This is a genomic window from Streptomyces harbinensis, from assembly GCF_900116145.1.
Lineage (GTDB): Bacteria > Actinomycetota > Actinomycetes > Streptomycetales > Streptomycetaceae > Streptomyces > Streptomyces carpaticus.
Map to the genome: position 1 here is coordinate 230,278 of NZ_FPAB01000006.1, position 17,954 is coordinate 248,231.

The 17,954-nt window shown below is 73.1% G+C and carries 15 protein-coding genes; 5 read left to right on the top strand and 10 right to left on the bottom strand.

Annotated elements, in window-relative coordinates; all coding sequences use genetic code 11:
• Positions 1 to 130: 130 nt before the first annotated feature.
• Positions 131 to 2,161, bottom strand: coding sequence for an SPFH domain-containing protein (locus BM385_RS18695; protein ID WP_093843755.1), 2,031 nt, complete (start codon positions 2,159 to 2,161; stop codon positions 131 to 133).
• 121 nt (positions 2,162 to 2,282) lie between these two features.
• A complete protein-coding gene (locus BM385_RS18700; protein ID WP_237751355.1) occupies positions 2,283 to 2,909 on the bottom strand; it encodes a hypothetical protein in 627 nt (208 codons plus the stop codon).
• 420 nt (positions 2,910 to 3,329) lie between these two features.
• Here BM385_RS18700 and nhaA point away from each other — a divergent pair, with 420 nt between their 5' ends.
• The gene (gene nhaA, locus BM385_RS18705; RefSeq protein WP_093843756.1) at positions 3,330 to 4,553 is read left to right on the top strand and encodes a Na+/H+ antiporter NhaA; all 1,224 of its coding nucleotides are present in this window, start codon (positions 3,330 to 3,332) and stop codon (positions 4,551 to 4,553) included.
• Between the two features lie 126 nt (positions 4,554 to 4,679).
• Here nhaA and BM385_RS18710 read toward each other — a convergent pair whose 3' ends face one another.
• From BM385_RS18710 to BM385_RS18745, 8 genes are all read right to left on the bottom strand, one after another.
• Positions 4,680 to 5,921: a CehA/McbA family metallohydrolase gene (locus BM385_RS18710; RefSeq protein ID WP_254791649.1), complete on the bottom strand. Its 1,242-nt coding sequence runs from the start codon at positions 5,919 to 5,921 to the stop codon at positions 4,680 to 4,682.
• Between the two features lie 154 nt (positions 5,922 to 6,075).
• Positions 6,076 to 7,161 (bottom strand): ABC transporter ATP-binding protein, encoded by a 1,086-nt coding sequence (locus tag BM385_RS18715; protein ID WP_093843758.1) that lies wholly within the window; start codon positions 7,159 to 7,161, stop codon positions 6,076 to 6,078.
• Entirely contained in the window at positions 7,161 to 7,988 is an 828-nt protein-coding gene (locus BM385_RS18720) for a carbohydrate ABC transporter permease (protein WP_019435258.1), read from the bottom strand. Before BM385_RS18720 ends, BM385_RS18715 begins: the two co-directional genes overlap by 1 nt.
• Positions 7,985 to 8,887, bottom strand: a complete 903-nt coding sequence (locus BM385_RS18725; RefSeq protein ID WP_093843759.1) for a carbohydrate ABC transporter permease — start codon at positions 8,885 to 8,887, stop codon at positions 7,985 to 7,987. Before BM385_RS18725 ends, BM385_RS18720 begins: the two co-directional genes overlap by 4 nt.
• Positions 8,862 to 10,229 carry an extracellular solute-binding protein gene (locus BM385_RS18730; RefSeq protein ID WP_093843760.1) on the bottom strand — a complete coding sequence of 456 codons (1,368 nt, stop codon included), beginning with the start codon at positions 10,227 to 10,229 and terminating at the stop codon, positions 8,862 to 8,864. The genes BM385_RS18725 and BM385_RS18730 overlap by 26 nt, the downstream gene beginning before the upstream one ends.
• 78 nt (positions 10,230 to 10,307) lie before the next feature.
• A complete protein-coding gene (locus BM385_RS18735; protein WP_019435255.1) occupies positions 10,308 to 11,048 on the bottom strand; it encodes a GntR family transcriptional regulator in 741 nt (246 codons plus the stop codon).
• Between the two features lie 34 nt (positions 11,049 to 11,082).
• Positions 11,083 to 12,129, bottom strand: coding sequence for a Gfo/Idh/MocA family protein (locus BM385_RS18740; protein WP_019435254.1), 1,047 nt, complete (start codon positions 12,127 to 12,129; stop codon positions 11,083 to 11,085).
• A 32-nt stretch (positions 12,130 to 12,161) separates the two neighbouring features.
• Positions 12,162 to 13,058, bottom strand: a complete 897-nt coding sequence (locus BM385_RS18745) for a sugar phosphate isomerase/epimerase family protein (RefSeq protein WP_019435253.1) — start codon at positions 13,056 to 13,058, stop codon at positions 12,162 to 12,164.
• 177 nt (positions 13,059 to 13,235) lie between these two features.
• Between BM385_RS18745 and iolC the strand changes: the two genes are divergently transcribed.
• From iolC to iolD, 4 genes are read left to right on the top strand one after another with little or no spacing between them, the layout of a single operon-like run.
• A complete protein-coding gene (gene iolC / locus BM385_RS18750) occupies positions 13,236 to 14,237 on the top strand; it encodes a 5-dehydro-2-deoxygluconokinase (RefSeq protein ID WP_093843761.1) in 1,002 nt (333 codons plus the stop codon).
• Positions 14,234 to 15,121, top strand: a complete 888-nt coding sequence (locus BM385_RS18755; RefSeq protein ID WP_093843762.1) for a Cgl0159 family (beta/alpha)8-fold protein — start codon at positions 14,234 to 14,236, stop codon at positions 15,119 to 15,121. Before iolC ends, BM385_RS18755 begins: the two co-directional genes overlap by 4 nt.
• A 49-nt stretch (positions 15,122 to 15,170) precedes the next feature.
• Entirely contained in the window at positions 15,171 to 16,076 is a 906-nt protein-coding gene (gene iolB / locus BM385_RS18760; RefSeq protein ID WP_107407825.1) for a 5-deoxy-glucuronate isomerase, read from the top strand.
• Positions 16,073 to 17,953: a 3D-(3,5/4)-trihydroxycyclohexane-1,2-dione acylhydrolase (decyclizing) gene (gene iolD, locus BM385_RS18765; RefSeq protein WP_093843763.1), complete on the top strand. Its 1,881-nt coding sequence runs from the start codon at positions 16,073 to 16,075 to the stop codon at positions 17,951 to 17,953. Before iolB ends, iolD begins: the two co-directional genes overlap by 4 nt.
• The last annotated feature ends 1 nt before the right edge of the window (position 17,954 follow it).

The window sequence follows — 17,954 nt, forward strand, 5'->3', positions numbered from 1 at the left end:
GCGGGGCCCGGTGGCGGTGCCGGGGTGCCGGGCGGGGCGGCCGGGCCCGGTGCCGTGCACCGGGGCCGCGCGGCCGTCCCCGTCCCTCCCGGCCCCGTCCGGGCCGCCGTGGCGGCCCGGACGGCGGGGCCTACTTCTCCAGGGCCACCGTGCCGTTGACCTGCGCGAGGTCGGCGAGCCTGACGTCGCCGAGCCCCTGCGCGGTGACGGCCTTCAGCACGCCGCGCAGCTGCCCGGTGTGCTCACCGCCGCCCGCGATCAGCGAGCCGAGCAGCCCGGCCAGCGTCAGATCGCGCATGCCGCCCGCGCCGAGGCCGGCGACCATCGCGCCCAGGTCCTGGGTGAACGTCGAGCCGTCCTTGTCCAGCCACGGGCCGGCCAGCGTCCGGGCGTGCTCGGAGCCGTTGATGAACCCGTCCAGGCCCTTGCCGGCGGAGATGGAGCCGATGAGCTTGTCGAAGAAGACGCTGTCGCCGCCCACGATGTCGATCTTGGCGTTCTCCAGCCCGGCGGCCACCAGGGTGGCCTGCGCCTCGGCGATCTGCCGCTGCACGTCGATGCCGGCGATCCGGACGTCCTTCTCCGCCTCCAGGCGCAGCCGGTACTCCTCGTGCTCCCGGCTGGCGGAGTCCAGCGCGGCCATGGAGTCGGCCTTGAGCTTGAGGCCATCGGCCTCGGCGGTCATCTTCTCGCGCAGCGCCTCGGCCTCGGCCAGGCCCATCTCCTTGGCCGCCTCGGCCTCGGCGTGCCGGGTCTTGGCGATGGCGTCGGCCATCCGCTCCTTGACCTCGGCCTCGGCCAGGCCCTCGGCGGAGGTGTCGGCGCGCTTGCCCTCGGCCAGCCGGATGGCGGCCTGGGCGTCGAGGTCGGCGGACTTCAGCCGCGCCTCGGCGAGGGTCAGTTCCTCCTTGGCCTTGTGGATGGCCGCGGCCTCGGCGGCCTCGGCCGCCTTGATGTCCTTGACCAGCCGCTCCTGGGCCTCGGCCTCGGCGGCGATGATGAGGGCCTGCCGCTCGCGCTCGGCCTCCTCGATCGCGCGCAGCTTCTTGATCTCCTCCTCCTGCTGGGCGACGGTCTTCTCGACCGCGATGCGCTCGCGCACCACGTCCGCGATGTCGCGCTTCTCGCCCTCCAGCTCCTTGTCCTTGGCGATGCGCTGGAGTTCGGTCTCCCGCTCGCGGGCGATGACCTCCAGCAGCCGGTCCTTCTCGATCCGCTCGTTCTCGATGGCGACGACGCGGTCGCGGTTGAGCTTGGCGACGGCGACCTCGCGCTCGCGGTTCTCGTTCTGCACGCCGAGGGCTTCCTCGGTCTTCAGGTGCGCGGTCTGCGCGCGCAGCCGCTCCTCGGCCTGGACGCGGGCGGTCTCGGCCTCCTCGCGGGCGCGGACGGACTCGATCTCGCGGTGCTGCTTGATCTCGGCGTCGGCCTGGCGGCGCTCCAGTTCCAGAACGGCCTCGCGGGCGTCGACGTTCTGCCGGGTGATCTCCTTCTCCTCGTTCCGGCGGAACTCGTTGGTGAGGACGTTCTGCTCGGCCGTCAGCTCGGTGATCTTCCGGATGCCCTGGGCGTCCAGGATGTTGTCCTTGTCGAGCTGGGAGAGCGGCGTCTGCTCCAGGTAGTCGATCGCCGCGTCCTCCAGGCTGTAGCCGTTGAGGTCGGTGCCGATGACGGCGATGATCCGGTCGCGGAACTCGTCGCGCTTGGTGTACAGGTCGGCGAAGTCCAGCTGCTTGCCGACGGTCTTGAGCGCCTCGGAGAACTTGGCGTTGAACAGTTCCTGGAGGGTCTCGCGGTCGCTGGCGCGCTCGGTGCCGATGGCCTGCGCCACCTTGATGACGTCCTGGACGGTCTTGTTGACCCGCACGAAGAAGGAGATGCGGATGTCGGCGCGGATGTTGTCCTGGCAGATGAGACCGTCGCGTCCGGTCCGGCCGATCTCGATGGCCTTCACGGAGATGTCCATGGTCTCGGCGCGGTGCAGTACGGGGAGCACCACGGCGCCGGTGAAGGTCACATCGACCTTGCGCACCTTGGAGATGATGAGCGCCTTGCCCTGCTCCACCTTGCGGAAGAGCCGGCTGAGCATGAAGACGACGGCGATGATGATGATCAGCCCGGTGGCGATGAGCACGCCGAGGCTGGTTCCTATCGTGTCCATCCGGTGGTGAACCCCTCGTGTCGGTCGAGAAGATGTGCTGCTGAAGAAGGAGATGCGGTGAAGACCGCGGGGCGCGCGGGTGCGCCGGTCGGGGGGCGGTGCCGTTGTGGGGTGGACGCGCTCAGCGCGGCAACTGGTTCTCGAAGTGGCCGGTCGCCGGGCCGGCGTCGTACGGCGCCACCCAGAAGATTTCGCGTTCGGGTTCGTAGCCGAAGATGAGCGCCCGGCTGCCGGCCCCGAGGTCGGCACCCTCGGGCCCTTCGGCGCGTACCTGGACGATGGCGGTGCCGCCGTCCTCGGCGGTGACCTCGGCCTGGCCGAAGTCGGCGGTGACGCGGCTGGTGCGCACGACGCACACCTTGCCGACGAAGTCCTCGCGCAGCGCGCCGGTCTCGGTGGGGAAGACCCGGCGCAGCGGCAGCACGAGCAGCCGTGCGACGCCCCAGCCGGCCACGAGCGCCACCGGAACGGTGGCGATGCGCGCGGCGGTGGCGTCGAGCAGTTCGGTGCCGGCCATGGCGGTGAACCAGGCGACGGCGATGAGCAGGGAGAGCGGGATCGCGGCGGGCACACCGCTCAGTCCGAGCAGGGCCATGACACCCGTGAAGCCGCCGACGCCGTCACCGCCGTCCCCACCGGCGTCGCCGCCCTCGGCGACGGAGCCGCCGACGCCGAAGAGCACGCCGAAGGTCCAGTAGAGCAGCACCACGGCGAGGGGGAAGGTGAAGATCACAGCCGGAAATGCCATGGCCGTCGTGAAGAAGTCCCCCATCTTCTGACCCCCCTATGGCGATATTGACATTATTTATACGCGACGAACGTTCGAACCGGTACCCCGGGGGGTATCCGGCGTCATCACGCTCCGGACATATACGGACATCGAGCGCATCCGGCGGCCGACCGTTCGACGTGACCGGGCTCACCCACCTAGACACCGGATCGCCGGGAACGGTTTCGGTGCAGTCGTGATTTCCTGCCCGATCCGGCCCCGATGCCCGGCACGCACCCCTCTCGACACCCGCCACGGGCGATGTGATCATCGTCACCGGCGAGACGGCCGTCATGGAGGCCGACGGGGATCTGGGTTAGCTTTGCGGTCAGGTGTGCCGGGAAGTCTGGTCGGCGATGTGCAAGCATTTGTCCGTTTCCCGTGCCCCCGGAGGCCTTCATGACCACCGCACCCCCACAGAACGACACCACCCGCGACCGCCGTTCCCTGGCGGAGTTCCTGCGGCTGGAGGTCACCGGTGGTCTGGTTCTGCTCGTCGCCGCGCTGCTGGCGCTGATCCTGGCGAACTCGCCGCTCAGTGACACCTACACCTCGGTGCGCGACCATCACCTCGACATCCCCTGGCTCGGCCTGAACCTCTCCATCGGCCACTGGGCCTCGGACGGACTGCTGGCCGTCTTCTTCTTCATCGCCGGTATCGAACTCAAACGGGAACTCGTCGTCGGCCAGCTGCGCAAACCGGCCGCCGCCGCCCTGCCCGTGGTCGCCGCGATCGGCGGCATGGCGGTCCCCGCCCTCATCTATGTGACGGTCAACGGCCTCCAGGGCGGCTCCATGGACGGCTGGGCCGTACCGATGGCCACCGACATCGCCTTCGCGCTCGGCGTCCTCGCCGTCGTCGGCCGCCGGCTCCCCTCCGCGCTGCGCACCTTCCTGCTGACCCTCGCCATCGTCGACGACCTCATCGCCATCATCATCATCGCGGTGTTCTTCGCCTCCGGCCTCAACCTGTGGGCGCTGCTCGGCTCCCTCGCCGGCCTCGCCCTCTTCGGCTTCCTGCACCACCGGGGCGTCGGCGGCTGGTACCTCTACGTGCCCCTCGCCCTGATCATCTGGGGCCTGATGTACAACAGCGGGGTGCACGCCACCATCGCCGGTGTCGCCATCGGCATGCTGCTGCGCACCACCGCCGAGCCGGGCGAGAGCCAGGCGCCGGCCGAGCACATCGGCCACCTGGTGCACCCGTGGTCGGCGGGGCTGTGCGTGCCGCTGTTCGCGCTGTTCGCCGCCGGGGTCGCCGTGTCCGGGGACACCTTCGCCGACATGATCCACGAACCGGAGGCGCTGGGCGTCACCCTGGGCCTGGTCCTCGGCAAGATCATCGGCATCTTCGGCGCCACCTGGCTCGTCGCCACCTTCACCAAGGCGACTCTCCACCCGACCCTGAAGTGGCCCGACATCTTCGGCGCCGCGATGCTCGCCGGCATCGGCTTCACCGTCTCGCTGCTGATCGCGGAACTCGCCTTCGCGGGCACCCCGCACCTGGAGGAGCACGTCAAGGTCGCCGTCCTGCTCGGCTCGCTGATCGCCGCCGTGAGCGCCTCCGTCCTGCTCACCGCACGCGGCCGGGCCCACGAGCGGGCCGGCACCTCGCTCGACTGAGCCCGGTCCGGACCGTACGTACGCGGGCCGTCCGGATACGGTCGCGGCTTCCGGACGGTACGTACGCGTGGCGCCGCGCCGTCCCTCCCCAGCCCCCGGCGCCCGGGGCCACACCGGCCCCGGGCGTCACTGGCACAGGGCCAGTACCTCGTTGCCGTGGCCCTCCAGCCGGAACGGGCCGGCCGGCACGCCCACCGGTGCCCGCAGCACCGCCCGCTCCCCCGTCACCAGCTGCCGCGCCCCGTCCGGGCGCACCAGCACGGTGCCCGCCGCCCGCAGGGCCAGCAGGTCGTCCCCGGTGCGCAGCAGCAGCGGGGCGCGCGGCCCGCCCGCGTGCACGGCGGTCCGGCCGGCCGCGAGCGCGGCGAGGATCGCGCGCGGGCTGTCGTCCTCGGCCAGCACCCAGGTGGTCGGCGAGCCGGGCGGGGGCCGTTCGCCGCCGGGCCGGTGGAAGTCGCTGCCGCCGATGGCGATGACGTCCGGCCGCCAGGCCAGCGCCCAGGCCAGCGGCGCACCGTGCGTGCGATCGCGCCAGGTCGGGTGCCACAGCTCCACGTGCCGGGGCCGGCGGCGCGGCTCCAGCGGCTGCCGCCAGGCGCAGTCGGTGGCCAGCGGGTGGTTGACGGACAGGACGCCGCCGCGCCGTTCGATCTGCGCGCCCCAGGTGTCGGCGGGCTCCCGGAAGTCCACCCAGCCGGTGTCGCCGAAGACGCCTGCGTGCCCGAGGTCGGTGGTGACCTCCTGCCCGGGGACCAGCGTGATGCCGTACCGGGCGCCCACGGCGGGGAGTTCGGCGTGGTGGGAGACGGTGTTGTGGTCGGTGACGGCGAGGAAGTCCAGGCCCCGGGTGACGGCGAGGGCCGCCAGTTCGGAGACGGTGAGCGCGCCGTCGCTGTGCACGGTGTGCGCGTGGAAGTCGCCGGCCAGCCAGCGCATCCCGTCCACCGGCGGCAGCGCCGGGCGCGGCGGCCGGACCGGCGGCGCGGGCGGCGCGGCCTGCGCGGGCGGTACGGGGCGGCGGCCGGTGATGACCACCCGCAGGGTGTACGGCACCCCCCGGGGCGGTACCCGGTGCAGCCGCAGCAGCACGTGCCACAGCCCGGGCTCGGGCGCGCCGGGCAGATAGCCGGGCGTGGCCCAGTCCTCGGCCACCGTGAAGCTCTCCCGGGCGCCGCCCGACCAGCCGCGGAACCCGCCGGGGCCCCAGCAGCCGAGATCGAGGACGCCACCGCCGTCCCGGTCGTAGGCCAGCTCCACCCGGACCCCGGCCACGCCGCGCGGCACCTCGAACGGCAGCCGCCGCACCTCCTCGGCCAGCCGGTCCTCCGGACTCCAGCGGCCCCGGTGCACCACCTCGCTCAACCCCACGCCACCTCCCACTCACCAGCGTCCCCCCATCCGCGCCCGCGCACCACCCCGCCGGTGGCGGGTGGGGCGGGTGGGGCGCTCTGCCCGGAAAGGCAGCCCCGCGGCCGGTGCCACCGACGACGGCATCACCTACGGGCGGCTCTGCGGGCAGCACTCACAGCAGGTTCCCGTCCCGGTAGATCAGGACGCGTTCCGGCCGGGGCAGCGCGTAGCCCGGCTCGCCCACCGTGACCGGCAGGTCCTCCGGGACCGTCACCTGGAGCGGCGGGCCGCCCGCCACCGGGTCCAGGGTGAGCAACTGGGTGCTGCCCAGGTTCTCGATCACCGTGACCCGCCCGGGCAGCGCGCCGGGGACGTCCGCCGCGTGCTGGGCCGTGTAGCGCAGGTACTCGGGGCGGATGCCGTACACCACCTCGGCGCCGTCCGGCAGCGCGGCGGCGGCGTCGGTGCCGATCGGCCCCGGCAGCAGGGCGTCGCCGACCCGGATCCAGGCGCCGCGCACCGTGCCGGGCAGCAGATTCATCGGGGTGGAGCCGATGAAGGAGGCGACGAAGGTGTTGGCCGGGCGCCGGTAGATCTCGGTCGGGGTGCCCAGCTGGCGGATGCGGCCGGCCTCCAGGACCGCGATCCGGTCGGCCAGCGCCAGCGCCTCGGCCTGGTCGTGGGTGACGAAGACGGTGGTGACGCCGAGTTCGCGCTGGAGCCGCTTGAGGAAGGTGCGCGCTTCGAGACGCAGCCGGGCGTCCAGGTTGGACAGCGGCTCGTCGAAGAGGAACACGCTCGGGTGGCAGGCCATCGCCCGGGCGAGCGCCACCCGTTGCTGCTGGCCGCCGGACAACTGCCCCGGGCGGCGGGCGAGATAATCGGCCAGCCCGAGTTCGGCGGCGACCTCGGCGGCCTTGGCGGACCGCCGGGCGGCCGGCGTCTTCCTGATCTTCAGCGGGTAGCCGATGTTGTCCCGCACGGTCATGTGCGGGAAGAGCGCGTAGTCCTGGAAGACCATGGCGACATCCCGCCGGCCCGGCGGCAGCGCGGTGACCTCCCGCTCCCCGATCGCCACCGTGCCGCCGGTGGCCGACTCCAGGCCGGCGATGGTGCGCAGCAAGGTGGTCTTGCCGCAGCCCGAGGGGCCGAGCAGCGCGAAGAACTCGCCGTCCCGGATCTCCAGGTCCAGGGCGTCCAGGGCCGTGACGTCGCCGGGGTACACCTTCGTCAGCCCGGTCAGGGAGATGGCCGCCATCAGCTCTTGATCCCTCCGTGGAAGCGGAAGCCGTAGCGGGAGCTGACGAAGAGGAACATCAGCACCACCGGCAGCGAGTACAGCAGCGAGAAGGTGGCGATCAGCGCGAGGTCCGGCTGGCCGCCCTCGGTGTAGAAGGTGTACATGACGACCGCGGCCGGGGATTTCTCCGGCGAGCGCAGCAGCAGGAACGGGATGAGGAAGTTGCCCCACACCTGCGCCACCGACCACACGGCGATGGTGGCCAGGCCCGGCCGCACCAGCGGCACCACCACGTGGCGGACGATCTGGAGCGGGGAGGCGCCGAAGACGCGGGCCGACTCCTCGTACGAGCGCGGGGTGCCGTCCATGAAGTCCTTGAGGATGAAGACGGCGCTCGGCAGCAGCCCGCCGCCCAGCACCAGGATCACGCCCAGCTGTTCGTCGATCAGGCCGAGTTCGAAGGCGAGGTTGAACAGCGGCACCATGGCCGCCGTGCCGGTGACGATGGAGGACAGCAGCAGCAGGACGTACAGCAGCGCGTCCCGGCCCGGCAGCCGTACCCGGCTGAGCGCGTAGGCGGCGAGCGCCGAGAACACCACCACCAGCGCGCCGGTGCCGGCCGCCAGCAGCGCGGAGTTGCGCAGCGAGCGCAGCGCCTGCGGGTTCTCCAGCAGCTGCCGGAAGTTGTCGAGGGTGAACCGCGGCAGGGAGGCGGCGATGGTGGGGGTGCGGTCGAAGGGGGCGAAGGCCAGCCACAGCAGCGGCAGGGTGAAGAAGGCCAGCAGCAGGGAGAGCGCGGTGTAGCGGGCGATCGTGGTCAGGGCGCGGGTCACGCTCTCGTTCATGCGGCCGGCTCCTTGGTCCGCGACCGCAGCAGCCGCACGTACACCAGGGCGATCACCAGGTTGGCCAGCAGCATGAGGACGGACAGGGCCGCGCCGTAGCCGAGTTCACCGCCGTGCAGGGCGGTGCGGTAGAGCAGGACCGGCATGATCTCGGTGCGGTTGTCGGGGCCGCCGCCGGTGAGCAGGAACGGCGTGAAGTCGTTGAAGGTCCACAGGCTGATCAGCAGCAGATTGGTGAGGACGTGGCCCTTGATGCGCGGCAGCACCACGTCCCGCAGTTGCTGCCAGGTGGAGGCGCCGGCCAGCCGGGCGGTCTCCAGCTGCGAGGGCGGGACGTTCCCGAGGGCGGCGGCGTAGAGCATCATCGAGAAGGCGGTGCCGCGCCAGATGTTGAAGACGATGATGGACGCCATCGGGTGCTCCAGCAGCCAGGCGGTGCCGGGGGTGCCGAGCAGGGCGTTGAGGGTGCCGTCGTCGCGGTCCAGCAGGGCGATCCACAGGAACGCCACCACCGAGGACGGCAGGATCCAGGCCAGCAGCACCAGCGCCTCGACGAGGCGGCGCAGCACTCCGGTGCGCTCGCGCAGCAGCCAGGCGATGGTGAAGCCGAGCAGTGCCTGGCCGAGGACGGCGGAGCCGATCACGAACTGGACGGTGAGCCAGAGGGAGTCGGTGAACCGGTCCTCGTTCAGGGCGCGTTCGAAGTTGTCCAGGCCGACGGTGCTGGGGTCGGCGGCGGCCAGGCCGGTGAGCCGGTAGTCGGTGACGCCGAGGTAGAGCGTCCACAGCGCGGGGAACAGCAGGAACGCGACGATCAGCAGCAGCGCGGGGGCGGTGAACAGGGCCGCCCTGAGCCGGCCGAGGCCGGCCGCGTCACCGCCCGGCGATGTGCTCGGCACCGCCGACGACCTCCGTGAGCGCGTCCTGGTACGTCCGGGCCGCCGTCGCCGGGTCGGTGCCGGAGATCACCCGGGCGGTGGCCTCCTGCAACAGCAGGGACACCTGCGGATATTCGGCGAGGGGTGGACGGTAGAAGGTGAGCGGCAGCACCTCGTCGGCGACGAAGGACAGCATCGGGTCGCCGGCCAGGACGATCTCGTTGACGTCGGTACGGGCGGTGATACGGGCGTCCTGGCCGTCCGTCGCGGCCTGGAGCGCTTCGGCGGAGTTCATGAACGCCAGGAGTTCGGAGGCGAGTTCCGGGTGGTCGCCGGCCGGGTTGAGGACGCGGACGCTGCCGCCGGACATGCTGACGAAGTTTTGTCCGCCGGCCCCGGCCCCCGGGGTGAGGGCGGGGATCTTCGCATAGCCGACGGCGGTGTCGCGGTCGGCCATCGGCGCGGTGCCGCTGTCGGGGTCGAGCACGCCGCGCCACAGGTAGTCGCCCTCGGCCAGGATGCCGACGCGGCCCTCGGCGAACCGCTGGAAGGATTTGTCCCGGCCCTGGGCCTCCTGCTGGAGCAGCGGGTCGCCGAGCCCGCCGCCGTACACGTCCGCGTACAGCCCGAGGACCGCCTCCAGTTCGGGGCCGGCGCCCAGCCACCGCGTCCCGTCGTGGATCGGCGCCCCGGCGCCGGCCAGCAACGGCAGGACGCCCTGCATGGTGGTGGCCTCGCCCATGGCGGTGCCGCCGTTGAGCTGGATCGGGATCACCTCGTCCAGGGCGGCCAGCGCGCGGCCGGCGGCCAGGATGTCCTCCCAGGACCGCGGCTGCCAGTCGGTGGGCAGGCCGGCCTCAGCGAACAGCCCCTTGTGGTAGTAGAGCACCCGGCCGTCGGTGCCCCACGGGATGCCGTACAGCTCGCCCTCGAAGCCGGCCAGTTGCCGGACGGCCTCGGGGATGTGCTCCCAGCCGTCCCAGGCCAGCTGCGCCGCGTCCAGCGGCTCGATGTAGCCGGCCTGCGCGAACTCGCCGACCCAGATGCCGTCCAGGGTGATGATGTCGGGTCCGGCCCCGGCCTGGAGGTCGAGGGCGGTCTTGGTCTTGTACTGCTCGTCGTCCACGCCGCTCGGTTCGAAGGAGACCGAGACCTCCACGCCGCGCGCCGCCTGTTCCTGTTCGAAGCGCGGGATGACCCACTCCTCGATCCAGGCGGCCTCCTCGGCGTTCTTGCCGCCGGCCACCGCGTTGGCGCTGATGGTGAGCCGCGCCGTGCCGTCCCCCGTACCGTCGCCCGCTCCCCCGCAGCCCGCCAGCAGCAGCCCCACGGCCACCGCGCCGCCCACCCACGACACCCGCACCGCACTCAGCCCCTCTCCGCATCGAGACGCCTACCAGAGGGATGTACCCGAGGAGCGGATCACCGTAAAGGCCCGCCGTCAGGGCCTGATGAGGAGTTGCAGCTCGAAGGCGTAGCGCGAGGCGCGGTAGAGGTGCGTGCCGTACTCGACCGCCCGCCCCGTGTCGTCGAACGCGGTGCGCTGCATCGTCAGCAGCGGCGCGCCGGGTTCCTCGGCGAGGGCGGCGGCCTCGGTGGCGGTGGCGGCCTTGGCGCCGATGGACTGCCGGGCGCTGTGCAGGGTGGTGCCGGCGGCGCGCATCAGCCGGTAGAGGCCGGTGGCCTCCAGGTCGGCGTGGGTGAGCGTCAGCAGGTCGAGCGGCAGGTAGTTGCGCAGCCGGGCGATGGGGTCCTCGCCGTGGGTGAGCCGCAGCCGCTCCACGCGCCGTACCGGGGTGCCCTCGGCGAGGCCGAGGGCGGCGGCGACCTCGGCCGGGGCCTCGGTCTCCTCGATGGACAGCACGCGGGTGGCGGGCCGCTGGCCCGCGCTCTCCAGATCGTCGTAGAGGCTGCTCAGTTCGAGGGGGCGGCGGACCCGGCTGTGCACCACCTGGGTGCCGACGCCGCGGCGGCGCACCAGCAGGCCCTTGTCGACCAGGACCTGGATCGCCTGCCGGACGGTGGGGCGGGAGAGCCCGAGCCGTCCGGCGAGGTCGATCTCGTTGCCGAGGAGGGTGCCGGGCAGCAACTCACCGTGTTCGATGGCGGCTTCGAGTTGCTGGGACAGCTGGAAGTACAGCGGTACCGGACTGCCTCGGTCGATGCTGAACGTCAGGTCCACCCCGGGTCACCCTCTTCTGAACACCGCGCTCCGGTCAGTTTGTCCGGACATACGATACTGGGCTGTAGAAGGCCGGCCGCTCGGCCATCTCCACGGGCGTGCGCACCCCGCTGCGCTGCGCCGCCACCCCGGCCGCGCACACCGCCGCCGCCGCGTACCCGTCCCAGGCGCTGGGGCCGGTGACCCGCCCGGCGCGGGTGGCGTCCACCCACTCCCGCAGCTGCCGGTCGTACGCGTCGGCGAACCGCACGATGAAGTCGTCCGCGATCTCCCCGCCCCACCGCCCCGCGGTGTTGGTGAGCAGCCCGTGCGCGTCGCCGATGCGGGCCGTGCCCCGCTCGCACACCGCCTCGGCCTGCACCTGGTAGCCGAAGCCGCAGTTGACGAAGATCTCCACGTCCACCAGGGCGCCGCCACTGGTCTCGAAGATCACCAGCTGCGGATCGCCGAGCCCGTCCGGGGCCCCCGAGGAGGGGACGGGCCGCAGCACCGTGACGGCGGTCAGCTCCTGCTCCAGCAGCCAGCGCGCGGCGTCCATCTCGTGCACCACCGAGTCGTTGATGAGCATCTCGGTGGTGAACAGCGGGTGCGAGACGGTGTTGCGGTGCCGGCAGTGCAGCATCAGCGGCCTGCCGTACCGCCCGTCGGCCAGCAAGTGCTTCAACTGCCGGTACTCGTGGTCGTACCGGCGCATGAAGCCCACCTGGATCCGGCGGTGGCCCAGCGCCTCCTCGGCGGCCATCACCCGCAGGGCCGCCTCCGGGTCGGGGGTGAGCGGCTTCTCGCACAGCACCGGCAGATCCCTCTCCAGCGCGGCGAGCAGCTGCGCCTCGTGCGCGGCGCCCGGGGAGGCGATGAGGACGGCGCCCACCCCGGGGGCGTCCATGGCGGCGGCCGGATCGGTGTGCGCGGTGCAGCCGGGTCCGGCGGTGCCCGCCACCTCCTTGGCGCGGCCCTCGTCCACGTCCGCGACGGCGGCGACGTACGCGCCGCTGATGACCCGGTCGATGCGCCGCACATGGTCGGCGCCCATCCGGCCGGTGCCGATGACGGCGATGCCCAGCGGGTTCTCAGTGTTCACGGGGAGCCTTTCTCCGTTCGGCGGTGCGATCCTCACGCCCCGCAGGAGCGCAGGTAGCGGCGGGTGCGGGTGGCGATCGGCAGCGGCTGGTCGGGCGGGCAGGGGTACATGTCCTGCTCGACGATGGCGAACAGATCGACCCCAAGGCCCTGGGCGGCGGCCAGCACGGGCGGCAGGTCCGGGACGCCACGCGGCGGTTCGCACATCACGCCGCTGGCGACGGCCGGGCCGAACGGGGTGCCGTCGCGGCGCACCTCGGCCAGTATCGCCGGGTCCACCTGCTTGAGGTGCAGATAGCCCAGCCGCTCCCCGTAGGTCTTGATGAGCCGGACGCTGTCGCCGCCGCAGTACGCGTAGTGGCCGGTGTCCAGGCAGAGGGAGACGGCGGCCGGGTCGGTGGCGTCCAGGAAGCGGGTGACGTGCTCCTCGGTGGCCAGATGGGTGTCGGCGTGCGGGTGGACGACGACGGTCAGCCCGTACCGTTCGCGCACCTCGCGGCCCAGCCGCTCGGTGCCCTCGGCCAGGTCGCGGAACTGATGGGGACTCAGCTGCTCCGGGTCGGTGCGCTCGCCGGTCACCGGGTCGCGCCAGAACTCGGGGATGACCACCAGGTGCCGGGCGCCCATGGCGGCGGTCAGCGAGGCCACCTTCGCGACGTGCTCCCAGGTGGCGTCCCACACGGCCGGGCCGCGGTGCAGGGCGGTGAAGACGGTGCCGGCCGAGACGGTGAGCCGGCGGCCCTCCAGCTCGTCCCGCAACCGGGCGGGGTCGGTGGGCAGATAGCCGTACGGGCCGAGTTCGATCCAGTGGTAGCCGGCCTCGGCCACCTCGTCGAGGAAGCGCTGCCAGGGGGTCTGCTGCGGATCATCGGGGAACCAGACACCCCAGGAGTCGGGGGCGGATCCGATGCGGATGCGGTCGAGGTCCATGCACACGCCTGCCTTCCAACGTCGTCCACGTCGTTGCGTCCACGCCGGTAACGACCGTACCCCCGGGGGAGTATGGATGTCATTATGTAAAGACAAACCATTGACAGGTGGTTCCGCCCGGTCTACATCTGAGAGGCGATCAGCGCGCTCGGCGGCAACCGGAAGGGGCGGTTCGGCATGGCCATGGACCTCATCACGATGGGCCGCATCGGGGTGGACCTCTATCCCCTGCGGACCGGCGTCCCGCTCGCCGAGGTCGACACCTTCGGCCGGTTCCTCGGCGGCTCCGCCACCAACGTGGCCGTCGCCGCCGCCCGGCTCGGCCGGCGCACCGCCCTCATCAGCCGCACCGGCGCCGACCCGTTCGGCGACTTCTGCCACCGGGCGCTGCGGGAGTTCGGGGTGGACGACCGCTGGGTGACGCCGGTGGCCGAGCACCCCACCCCCGTCACCTTCTGCGAGATCTTCCCGCCCGACGACTTCCCGCTCTATTTCTACCGGCGGCCCAAGGCCCCCGATCTCGTCATCCACCCCGGCGAACTCGACCTCGCGGCCCTCGCCGCCGCCCGGATCTTCTGGATGACCGGCACCGGGCTGAGCGAGGAACCCAGCCGCACCGCCACCCTCGCCGCCCTCGCCGCCCGCGACCCGGAACACCGGGACCACGTCGCCACCGTCTTCGACCTCGACTGGCGGCCGATGTTCTGGGGCGAGGAGCCCGAGGCCACCGCCCGCCCCCGGTACGCCGAAGCCCTCGCGCACGCCACCGTCGCCGTCGGCAACCTCGCCGAGTGCGAGATCGCCACCGGAGAACGGGCACCGCGCGCCGCCGCCGAGGCCCTGCTGGCCGCCGGCGTCGAACTCGCCGTCGTCAAACAGGGCCCGGCCGGCGTCCTCGCCGTGCACCGCGACGGCCGCACCGCCGAAGTCCGGCCGCACACTGTCGAGGTCGTCAACGGCCTCGGCGCCGGCGACGCGTTCGGCGGCGCGCTCTGCCACGGCCTGCTGGCCGGCTGGGACCTGGAGCACGTCACCCGCTACGCCAACGCCGCCGGTGCCATCGTCGCCGCCCGGCTCGCCTGCTCCACCGCCATGCCCCACCCGCACGAAGTGGACGCCCTGCTGGACGGCACACCCCCCGCCCCCGACCCCGTCCCCCCGAAAGTGAGCCTTCCGTGAGCCCGAGCATCAGCATCCCCGACCTCGTCACGGTGCGCGTGCGGCACCCCGAGGCGATCGCCGAGGCGGCGGCGCGGCGCGAACGCCGCCCGCTGACCGGCGACAGCGGACGGCTGATGATCATCGCGGCCGACCACCCGGCGCGCGGCGCGCTCGCCGTGGGCGGCGACCGGCTCGCCATGGCCCACCGGGCCGGCCTCCTGGAACGGCTGATGCTCGCCCTCTCCCGCCCCGGCGTGGACGGCGTGCTCGCCACCGCCGACATCCTGGAGGACCTGCTGCTCCTCGGGGCCCTCGAAGGCAGGATCGCCATCGGCTCCATGAACCGCGGCGGCCTGGCCGGCGCCGCCTTCGAACTCGACGACCGCTTCACCGGCCACCGCGCCCAGGACCTGGCCCGGATGCGCTTCGACGCCGGCAAACTGCTGCTGCGCATCGACTACGACGACCCCGGCTCGCTCCGCACCCTGCACTCCGCCGCCCGCGCCGTCGACGCCATGGCCGAACACCGGCTGCCGGTGTTCGTCGAACCCTTCCTCACCCGGCGCACCGACGGCGGCAAGCTCGTGAACGACCTCGGCGCCGAGGCCGTCACCACCTCCATCGCCATCGCCTCCGGGCTCGGCGGCACCTCGGCCTACACCTGGCTCAAGGTCCCGGTGACCGCCGACCCCGGCGCCATGGCCCGCGTCATGGCGACCTCCACACTGCCCGCCGTCCTGCTGGGCGGCGAGGTGAACGGCGACCAGGAGGGCGCGTACGAGAGGTGGCGCACCGCGCTGCGCCTGCCGACCGTACGCGGCCTGGTGGTCGGCCGCTCCCTGCTCTACCCGGCGGACGGCGACGTGGCGAAGGCCGTGGACACGGCCGTCTCGCTCCTGTGAACCCCTGAACTCCTGAGCTCCTGAACTCCCCCGAACGAAAGGCATCGACGTGACGACAGGTTCGGCCCACCGGGCGGCCGGGACAGTGGCCTCCGACGTCTACCCGGTGGACATCGCGCCGCCCGACGCCGGCTGGGAGTTCTGCGCGCTGCGGATCCTGCAACTGCCGCCGCGCGGGACCCACTCCTTCGCCACCGGCGGCAGCGAGTGGATCCTGCTGCCGCTGGCCGGCGGCGCGGCGGTGACGGTGGACGGCGAGGAGTTCACCCTGCACGGCCGGGAGTCCGTCTTCACCGGCGTCAGCGACTTCCTCTACGCGCCGCGCGCCGCCGAGGTGACGGTCCGCGCCCCGGCCGGCGCCGGGGTACGGCTCGCGCTGGCCGGCGCCCGCTGCACCGAGCGGCTGCCCGCCCGGTACCGGCCCGCCTCCTCGGTCGGTGTGGAACTGCGCGGCGCGGGCGCCTGTTCCCGGCAGGTCAACAACTTCGCCGCCGCCGATGTCTTCGCCGCCGACCGGCTGATCGCGGTGGAGGTGCTCACCCCGGGCGGCAACTGGTCCTCCTACCCCCCGCACAAGCACGACGAGTTCCGCGCCGAGCAGGAGAGCGAGCTGGAGGAGATCTACTACTTCGAGATCGCCGGGGACGGTTTCGGCTACCAGCGCGTCACCCCCTCCGGGCACGGCACCGGCACCGAATTGCTGGCCGAGGTGCGCACCGGCGACGTGGTGCTCATCCCGGACGGCTGGCACGGCCCGTCCATCGCCGCCCCGGGCCACGACATGTACTACCTCAACGTCATGGCCGGGCCCGGTACCGAACGGGCCTGGCGCATCACCGACCACCCCGACCACGCCTGGATCCGCGACCGCTGGCGGGACGAGCCCACCGACCCCCGGCTGCCGTTCTACCGCGCCTCGCGCACCACCGAGGCTCCGGAGGTGGCGCCGCGATGAGCCCCACCCTGCGGCTGACCGTCGCCCAGGCGCTGGTCCGCTTCCTGGCCGCCCAGTACACCGAGCGGGACGGCGCCCGGCACCGGCTGATCGACTCCTGCTGGGGCGTCTTCGGGCACGGCAACGTGGCCGGGCTCGGGCAGGCGCTGGTGGAGTCCGGTCAGGGGCCGGACGCCCCGCTGCCGTTCCACCAGGGCCGCAACGAACAGGCCATGGTGCACGCCGCCGTCGGCTTCGCCCGGCAGCGCGACCGGCTCAGCGCGCAGGCCGTCACCACCTCCATCGGCCCGGGCGCCACCAACCTGGTCACCGGCGCCGCGCTGGCCACCATCAACCGGCTGCCGGTGCTGCTGCTGCCCGGCGACACCTTCGCCGGCCGGCCCGCCGACCCGGTGCTCCAGCAACTCGAACACCCGGGCGCCGGCGACATCTCCGTCAACGACACGCTGCGGCCCGTCTCCCGCTGGTTCGACCGGGTGCACCGCCCGGAGGCGCTGATCCCGGCCGCGCTGGGCGCGATGCGGGTGCTGGCCGACCCGGTGGAGACCGGCGCCGTCACCCTCGCGCTGCCCCAGGACGTCCAGGCGGAGGCGTACGACTGGCCGCGCGCGTTCTTCCGGGAGCGGGTGTGGCGGGTGCCGCGCCCGGCGCCCGACCCGGACGCGCTGGCCGAGGCCGCCGCGGTGGTACGGGCCGCCCGCCGGCCGCTGCTGATCGCCGGCGGCGGGGTGCACCACAGCGGGGCGCACGACGCGCTGCGCGCGCTGGTGGACGCGACCGGTATCCCGGTGGCGACCACCCAGGCCGGCAAGGGCGCGCTGCGCCACGACCACCCCGGCGAGGTCGGCGGCGTCGGCCACACCGGTACGGCGGTGGCGGCCGGACTGGCCCGCACCGCCGATCTGGTGATCGGGGTGGGCACCCGGTTCACGGACTTCACCACCGCCTCGCACAGCCTGTTCGCCGATCCGGCGGTGCGGTTCGTCCACCTCAACATCGCCTCCCACGACGCCCACAAGCTGGCCGCGCTGCCACTGGTGGCCGACGCCCGCACCGGGCTGCGCGCGCTGGCCGGGGCGCTGGCCGGGCACCGGGTCCCGGCGGCGTACACGGCGGAGTACGCCGAGGGCAGGCGGCGCTGGGCGGAGGTGGTGGACGCCGCCACCGCGCCCGCTGCCGGCGGCGGTCCGCCGACCCAGCCGCAGGTGATCGGCGCGCTGGCGGACGCGGTGGGCGACGAGGACGTGATCATCAACGCGGCGGGGTCGCTCCCCGGCGATCTGCACAAGCTGTGGCGGGCCCGCTCCCCGCGCCAGTACCACCTGGAGTACGGCTACTCCTGCATGGGGTACGAGATCCCGGCCGCCATCGGAGTGGCGCTGGCCGCACCGGAGCGCGCGGTGTGGGCGCTGGTGGGCGACGGCACGTATCTGATGATGCCCACCGAGATCGTGACGGCGGTGCAGGAGGGCCTTCCCATCAAGCTGGTGCTGGTCCAGAACCACGGCTACGCGTCCATCGGCGGTCTGTCGCAGGCCACCGGCGCGGAGCGGTTCGGCACGGACTACCGCTTCCGCGCGCCGGACGGCACGTTCACCGGGGCGCCGCTGCCGGTGGACCTGGCGGCGAACGCCGCGTCGCTGGGCATGGAGGTGCTGCGCGCCACCTCCGGCGACACGCTGCGGCAGGCGCTGGCGGCGGCGCGGGCGGCGGAGGGGCCGGTGGCCGTGTACGTGGAGACCGATCCGGAGCCGGCCGCCCCGGCCGCCCCGGCGTGGTGGGACGTGCCGGTGGCGCAGACGGCGACCCGCCCGGCGGCGGTGGCGGCGCGCGCCGGGTACGAGCGCGAGGCGGCGGCCCGCCGCCGCTATCTGTGAG

Excerpts from the sequence above, each read along its gene's own strand:
- BM385_RS18745 (WP_019435253.1), bottom strand. The coding sequence starts at position 13,058 with ATGGACCTCGACCGCATCCGCATCGGATCCGCCCCCGACTCCTGGGGT.
- BM385_RS18720 (WP_019435258.1), bottom strand. The coding sequence starts at position 7,988 with ATGAACGAGAGCGTGACCCGCGCCCTGACCACGATCGCCCGCTACACC.
- BM385_RS18715 (WP_093843758.1), bottom strand. The coding sequence starts at position 7,161 with ATGGCGGCCATCTCCCTGACCGGGCTGACGAAGGTGTACCCCGGCGAC.
- nhaA (WP_093843756.1), top strand. The coding sequence starts at position 3,330 with ATGACCACCGCACCCCCACAGAACGACACCACCCGCGACCGCCGTTCC.
- BM385_RS18700 (WP_237751355.1), bottom strand. The coding sequence starts at position 2,909 with ATGGCATTTCCGGCTGTGATCTTCACCTTCCCCCTCGCCGTGGTGCTG.
- iolD (WP_093843763.1), top strand. The coding sequence starts at position 16,073 with ATGAGCCCCACCCTGCGGCTGACCGTCGCCCAGGCGCTGGTCCGCTTC.
- iolC (WP_093843761.1), top strand. The coding sequence starts at position 13,236 with ATGGCCATGGACCTCATCACGATGGGCCGCATCGGGGTGGACCTCTAT.
- BM385_RS18695 (WP_093843755.1), bottom strand. The coding sequence starts at position 2,161 with ATGGACACGATAGGAACCAGCCTCGGCGTGCTCATCGCCACCGGGCTG.